Source organism: Bacillus sp. SIMBA_074, from assembly GCF_046534555.1.
Taxonomy (GTDB): domain Bacteria; phylum Bacillota; class Bacilli; order Bacillales; family Bacillaceae_G; genus Bacillus_A; species Bacillus_A mycoides.
In genome coordinates, this window is record NZ_JAWRYM010000945.1 from 1 (window position 1) to 250 (window position 250).

Consider the following 250-nt stretch of genomic DNA (forward strand, 5'->3'; position numbering starts at 1 on the left):
GGTGAGAAGCTGCTCCTTACTCAGTTTCCCTTCTACGATGAGCCTCGCTACATCAATGAGGTATTCACTTTTTTTGCCTGTCATTTTGAGTGCATGCAAGTCCTCTACGCGAAGCTCTGCGATCCGTTCAGGCTCTGGAAACAGCCAGTACACCTCTCCCTCACAGGTTACTTGCCGACCAAAGCTCTCTACCAGACGCCTTTTCAACGTATACGCAAAGGTCATATTGATTTGCTGACCGATAATCCCC

1 protein-coding gene is annotated in these 250 nt (G+C 48.8%); it reads right to left on the bottom strand.

Annotated features, from left to right (window positions below; genetic code table 11):
* Window positions 1-250 (bottom strand): DNA-3-methyladenine glycosylase family protein (locus SB773_RS33565; RefSeq protein WP_410594780.1); only part of this gene is annotated, 250 nt, incomplete at both ends.